The sequence below is a fragment of the Photorhabdus heterorhabditis genome, assembly GCF_018448905.1.
GTDB classification, from domain to species: domain Bacteria; phylum Pseudomonadota; class Gammaproteobacteria; order Enterobacterales; family Enterobacteriaceae; genus Photorhabdus; species Photorhabdus heterorhabditis.
This window is the reverse complement of the sequence record NZ_RCWA01000047.1, coordinates 22,432-28,431: the sequence shown is the minus strand read 5'-3', so window position 1 is coordinate 28,431 and position 6,000 is coordinate 22,432. Positions and strand designations below refer to the sequence as shown.

Below are 6,000 nucleotides of genomic sequence, written 5' to 3'. Positions count from 1 at the left end.
AGCGTGATGGTTAACAACCTGAAATCAGTATCATCACGGCTACTACGCCAGCAGAATACACATCTACGAATGCAGAGCAAAACAGGGTTGCTGTGGTCAAGATCGTACTTTGTCTGTAGCACCGGAGCGGCAACGATCGAAATACTCAGAGCCTACGTTCAGAGTCAGTCAACGCCTGAGTGTTCTTGAAAGCCCCGCGGGCTTTTCGCCTTATATCCCCGCCCGCACTGGGCAAGGGTTTACGGCGTTTTTCGCTAAGAAAGTAGCTAACTCATTAAATTCTTTGGATGACAAAACTAAAACTGACCTTGCTTCTCCGCGAACTTCTCCACCGACAACAGGATTTAACGTTAGGCTAACTTTGCATAATAACTAATAAAAAAACAGGCGCTCAAGAACTGAAAGCGCCTGTCAATCTTAGTAGTAACTTATTGATTAATCCCAGTTCAAAATAACCTTACCGGACTGCCCTGAACGCATGATGTCAAAGCCTTTTTGGAAGTCATCAATAGAGTATCGGTGAGTGATAATCGGTGTCAGATCCAAGCCAGATTGAATCAATGCCGCCATTTTGTACCAGGTTTCAAACATTTCACGGCCATAAATACCTTTAATAAACAATCCCTTGAAAATAACCTGATTCCAGTCAATTGCCATATCTGATGGTGGAATACCCAACAGAGCAACACGACCACCGTGATTCATGGTATTCAATAAGGTACGAAATGCTGCGGGCGCACCAGACATTTCCAGACCGACATCAAAACCTTCAGTCATACCCAGCTCTGTCATGACATCGGTCAGATTTTCTTTACTGACATTTACCGCACGAGTAACACCCATTTTACGTGCCAGTTCAAGGCGATATTCGTTAACGTCTGTAATAACAACATGACGCGCACCAACATGCTTACACACTGCCGCAGCCATAATACCAATTGGCCCTGCACCGGAAACCAACACATCTTCGCCTACCAGATCAAACGAAAGCGCGGTATGAACAGCATTGCCAAATGGGTCAAAGATAGAAGCCAGTTCATCAGAAATGTTATCCGGGATTTTGAATGCATTAAATGCAGGAATAACCAGATATTGAGCAAAAGAGCCTGGGCGGTTTACCCCTACACCAACCGTATTACGGCATAGGTGAGTACGGCCACCACGACAGTTACGGCAATAACCACAAGTGATGTGCCCTTCACCAGATACACGATCACCAATTTTAAAACCTTTCACTTCCTGACCAATTGCAACAACTTCACCAACATATTCATGACCAACAACCATCGGTACAGGAATTGTTTTTTGCGACCAGTCATCCCAGTTATAGATGTGTACATCCGTACCGCAAATCGCAGTTTTACGGATTTTTATCATCACATCATTATGCCCCAGCTCTGGCTCGGGCACATCTGTCATCCAGATACCTTCTTCTGCCTTTAACTTTGACAATGCTTTCATAGAGATACCTTATGCAATTACTTTTAATTGCTTACCAATTCGCGTGAACGCTGCAACTGCTCGTTCAATTTGTTCTTCCGTATGCGCCGCTGACATTTGAGTGCGGATACGGGCCTGATTTTTAGGGACTACCGGATAGAAGAAACCTGTAACATAAATGCCTTCTTTCAATAATTCTGCGGCAAATTCTTGTGCCAATTTTGCATCACCTAACATGACAGGGATGATCGCGTGGTCAGCACCAGCCAAAGTGAAGCCTGCCTCGGTCATTTTTGCACGGAACAGATTTGCGTTCTTCCACAGACGATCACGTAATGCATCACCCTCTTTTAGCATATCCAGTACTTTAATAGATGCCGCGACAATTGCCGGTGCCAGTGAGTTAGAGAACAAATATGGGCGTGAACGCTGGCGCAACCACTCAACAACTTCTTTACGTGCCGCAGTATAACCACCAGAGGCACCACCCAACGCTTTACCTAATGTACCGGTAATGATGTCAATACGATCCATTACGTCACAATATTCGTGCGTGCCGCGACCATGAGCACCAACAAAACCAACAGCATGAGAATCATCCACCATAACCATTGCATCAAATTCATCAGCCAGATCACAGATAGATTTCAAATCAGCAATGACGCCGTCCATCGAAAACACACCATCTGTTGCAATCACAATATGGCGGGCATTATCCGCTTTTGCTTTCTCCAGCTGTGCTCTCAGTTCTTGCATGTCATTATTAGCATAGCGATAACGCTTCGCTTTGCATAAACGGACACCATCAATAATAGAAGCATGGTTCAGAGCATCAGAGATAATGGCATCTTCCGGCCCAAATAGCGTTTCAAATAAACCGCCGTTAGCATCAAAACAAGAGGAATAAAGAATAGCATCTTCCATACCTAAGAATTCTGCCAGTTTTTGCTCCAGCTCTTTATGAGTATCCTGAGTTCCGCAAATAAAGCGAACCGATGCCATGCCAAAACCATGGCTATCCATTCCCACTTTAGCCGCAGCAATGAGATCCGGATGATTAGCCAAACCTAAGTAGTTATTTGCACAGAAGTTAATAACGTGGCTACCATCAGCGACAGCAATGTCAGCGCTCTGTGCAGAAGTGATGATACGTTCATTTTTAAATAATCCTTCAGAATGAGCTTGTTCTAACTGCTCATTAATTTGCTGGTAAAATGATGCTGACATTGATTCTCTCCTGATTAAATAAAAAGTAATGACATATTTTACTGATTGATCAAGCTACTGACGACACTACCAGGCAGATAATATTAACTTTGCTGTACCCGTCACGTCATGCAAACTGAATGACCATATTATTTCAGTATATCCCCCTGTTTAAGCTACTGTCCTCAAAAGTGTTAGATGTTATTATAGGCGTCGTTTGCTTCGTTTAACCCTATTGATAGAGGTGAGTCCGATGATCGTTGTTACTGGCGGTGCTGGATTTATTGGCAGCAATATTGTCAAAGCACTGAATGACGAAGGATATAAAGATATTCTGGTCGTAGATAATTTAAAAGATGGTACTAAGTTCGCTAATCTGGTTGACTTGGATATTGCTGATTACATGGACAAGGAAGAGTTTCTGATTGGTATCCTGGCCGGTGATGATTTAGGTGATATTGACGCTATTTTTCATGAAGGTGCTTGCTCATCTACAACTGAGTGGGATGGCAAATATATGATGGATAATAATTATCAATATTCAAAGGAGTTATTGCACTATTGTCTTGATCGTAAAATTCCTTTCCTGTACGCCTCTTCAGCAGCAACCTATGGTGGCCGCAGTGATAACTTTATCGAAGAGCGTCAATATGAGAAACCACTGAATGTTTATGGTTACTCTAAATTTCTGTTCGATCAGTATGTCCGGGAACTTTTACCTCACGCTGATTCACAGATTTGTGGTTTCCGCTATTTCAATGTATATGGACCACGCGAAGGACACAAAGGAAGTATGGCCAGTGTTGCATTCCATCTGAACAATCAAATCAATCAGGGACAAAACCCGAAATTATTCGCTGGCAGTGAAAATTTTCAACGTGATTTTATTTATGTTGGTGATGCCGCTGCGGTTAATCTGTGGTTCTGGAAAAATAGCGTTTCTGGTATTTATAACTGTGGGACAGGTCGCGCTGAATCTTTCCAAGCGGTTGCAGATGCGGTTGTTGAATTTCATAAAGATAAATCGCCAACCGTTGAACATATTGATTTTCCTGAGCATTTGAAAGGTCGTTATCAAAGCTTCACTCAAGCAGATTTAACTAAACTCCGCGCAGCTGGTTATGATAAACCATTCAAAACAGTCGCCGAAGGGGTAATGGAATATATGTACTGGCTCAATCAGGATAAATAATCTACTCGCTATGAAAATATTGGTGATCGGCCCTTCGTGGGTGGGTGACATGATGATGTCACAAAGCCTTTATCGGACATTAAAGGCTTTGTATCCTAATGCAGAAATTGATGTTATGGCTCCAGCCTGGTGCCGCCCATTGCTGGCAAAAATGCCGGAGGTCAATCAGGCATTAGCAATGCCATTAGGCCATGGTGCCCTGGCATTAGGTGAACGCCGTCGGCTTGGTATCGCACTACGTGAACATAAATATGATCGCGCTTATGTGCTACCAAACTCTTTTAAATCTGCGTTAGTTCCTTTCTTCGCCAATATTCCTCTGCGCACCGGCTGGCGCGGTGAAATGAGATATGGATTGCTCAATGATATTCGTATACTCAATAAAGAAGCTTTTCCGTTGATGGTTCATCGCTATGTCGCATTAGCCTATGATGCAAAACAGATAAGTAACGCAACAGATCTCACGCAACCATTATTGTGGCCTCAGTTGAATGTCACTGATGAAGATATCGCAGAATCTACCGCGGCATTTAATATTTCTGATCACCGACCGATTATCGGTTTCTGCCCCGGGGCAGAATTTGGCCCGGCGAAACGTTGGCCTCACTATCATTATGCTACGTTAGCCCAACAGCTTATTACGCAAAAGGGATATCAAATTCTGCTATTTGGCTCGACTAAGGATCACGAGGGTGGAGAAGATATCCGTAAATCACTGACGGAAGAAGCCCACGAATACTGTATCAATCTTGCCGGACAAACATCTCTTGAACAGGCAGTTAATATTATCGCTGCTTGTGATGCGGTTGTGACTAACGATTCTGGCTTGATGCATGTTACCGCAGCACTTAATCGACCTCTCGTTGCACTTTATGGCCCAAGCAGCCCAGATTTTACCCCACCATTATCTGACAAAGCAGAAGTTATCCGCCTTATTACTGGTTATCACAAGATCAGAAAAGGTGACAGTGCACTTGGCTATCATCAGAGTCTTATCGACATCCAGCCAGAGCAAGTGATGGCTTCTCTGGAAAAATTATTACAAACGGAGAATCAGGATTAATGCGGGTGTTACTGGTTAAAACTTCTTCCATGGGAGACGTACTCCACTCTCTCCCCGCACTGACTGATGCAGAAAAAAACCTGCCTGATGTCCGTTTTGATTGGGTGGTGGAAGAAGGCTTTGCACAAATACCGGGTTGGCACAGCGCAGTTGATCAAATTATTCCCGTTGCTATTCGCCGCTGGCGTAAAAGCTGGTTTAGCAAAGAGACTCGTACAGAACGTCGTTTATTCAAAGAAAAACTAAAATTAAATCAATATGATGCCATTATTGATGCTCAAGGGTTATTGAAAAGCGCATTTCTAGTAACTCGCTTAGCTCATGGCCCCAAACACGGTTACGACCGTAAAAGCATCCGAGAGCCGTTGGCAAGTTTCTTTTATGATTTCCGTCACCCAGTTAGTAAGCAACAACACGCTGTAGAGCGTATCCGAGAATTGTTTGCTGTCAGTCTTGATTATAGCAAACCGACAAAACAAGGTGATTATGGCATTGCCCGCCATTTTTTAAAGCAAGAACGGGAAAATAAAGACGATTATCTGGTTTTCCTCCATGCCACTACCCGCGACGAAAAGCACTGGCCTGAAAGCCACTGGCGTCAACTTATTGCTGAAATTCAGCCAACTGGTGTACGAATTAAACTCCCCTGGGGAGCAGAACATGAGCATCAACGTGCTCTGCGACTGGCAGAAGGTTTCCCCCACGTGGAGGTACTGCCTAAACTAACTTTGGCGCAAGTAGCACAGGAACTGGCTGGTGCAAAAGCTGTTGTTTCTGTTGATACCGGCCTGAGCCACCTCACCGCTGCACTAGATCGTCCTAATATTACGCTGTTTGGCCCAACAGATCCGGGCCTGATCGGGGGCTATGGCAAGAAACAAATATCTTTGAAAGCAGAGGATAGAGATATCAAAAGTATTGCGCCATCGCAGGTGTTAACGCATCTTCAGAAAAATATTAGCTGATTACTGAGTCTAAGGCGTTCCTAATAGACGCCTGATTTTCTATAGACAAACGCCTAAAAATAACCCAATCAACAATTTTACATAATTGCTTTCTCAACAAATGGTTAGAATTATTTAAGCATATTTATACTGGA

6 protein-coding genes are annotated in these 6,000 nt (G+C 43.6%); 4 read left to right on the top strand and 2 right to left on the bottom strand.

What is annotated here, in order from left to right:
- The coding region (locus tag EAE89_RS20035; RefSeq protein WP_214086487.1) for a transposase at positions 1-189 on the top strand (189 nt) is incomplete at its 5' end.
- 246 nt (positions 190-435) lie between these two features.
- Here EAE89_RS20035 and tdh read toward each other — a convergent pair.
- Both tdh and EAE89_RS20025 read right to left on the bottom strand, forming a co-directional pair.
- Entirely contained in the window at positions 436-1,461 is a 1,026-nt protein-coding gene (gene tdh / locus EAE89_RS20030; protein WP_054479961.1) for an L-threonine 3-dehydrogenase, read from the bottom strand.
- 9 nt (positions 1,462-1,470) lie between these two features.
- A complete protein-coding gene (locus EAE89_RS20025) occupies positions 1,471-2,667 on the bottom strand; it encodes a glycine C-acetyltransferase (protein WP_054479962.1) in 1,197 nt (398 codons plus the stop codon).
- A 232-nt stretch (positions 2,668-2,899) separates the two neighbouring features.
- Between EAE89_RS20025 and rfaD the strand changes: the two genes are divergently transcribed.
- Genes rfaD through rfaC form a run of 3 tightly spaced genes read left to right on the top strand, consistent with a single transcriptional unit; the run spans position 2,900 to position 5,866 of the window.
- On the top strand, positions 2,900-3,838 hold the full coding sequence (rfaD, locus tag EAE89_RS20020) for an ADP-glyceromanno-heptose 6-epimerase (protein ID WP_054479963.1): 939 nt from the start codon (positions 2,900-2,902) through the stop codon (positions 3,836-3,838).
- A gap of 10 nt (positions 3,839-3,848) precedes the next feature.
- On the top strand, positions 3,849-4,901 hold the full coding sequence (rfaF, locus tag EAE89_RS20015; protein WP_214086486.1) for an ADP-heptose--LPS heptosyltransferase RfaF: 1,053 nt from the start codon (positions 3,849-3,851) through the stop codon (positions 4,899-4,901).
- Positions 4,901-5,866 carry a lipopolysaccharide heptosyltransferase RfaC gene (rfaC, locus tag EAE89_RS20010; protein WP_054479965.1) on the top strand — a complete coding sequence of 322 codons (966 nt, stop codon included), beginning with the start codon at positions 4,901-4,903 and terminating at the stop codon, positions 5,864-5,866. The genes rfaF and rfaC overlap by 1 nt, the downstream gene beginning before the upstream one ends.
- Positions 5,867-6,000 lie beyond the last annotated feature (134 nt).

Coding starts and splice junctions, on each gene's coding strand:
- tdh (WP_054479961.1), bottom strand. CDS start 1,461: ATGAAAGCATTGTCAAAGTTAAAGGCAGAAGAAGGTATCTGGATGACA.
- EAE89_RS20025 (WP_054479962.1), bottom strand. CDS start 2,667: ATGTCAGCATCATTTTACCAGCAAATTAATGAGCAGTTAGAACAAGCT.
- rfaD (WP_054479963.1), top strand. CDS start 2,900: ATGATCGTTGTTACTGGCGGTGCTGGATTTATTGGCAGCAATATTGTC.
- rfaF (WP_214086486.1), top strand. CDS start 3,849: ATGAAAATATTGGTGATCGGCCCTTCGTGGGTGGGTGACATGATGATG.
- rfaC (WP_054479965.1), top strand. CDS start 4,901: ATGCGGGTGTTACTGGTTAAAACTTCTTCCATGGGAGACGTACTCCAC.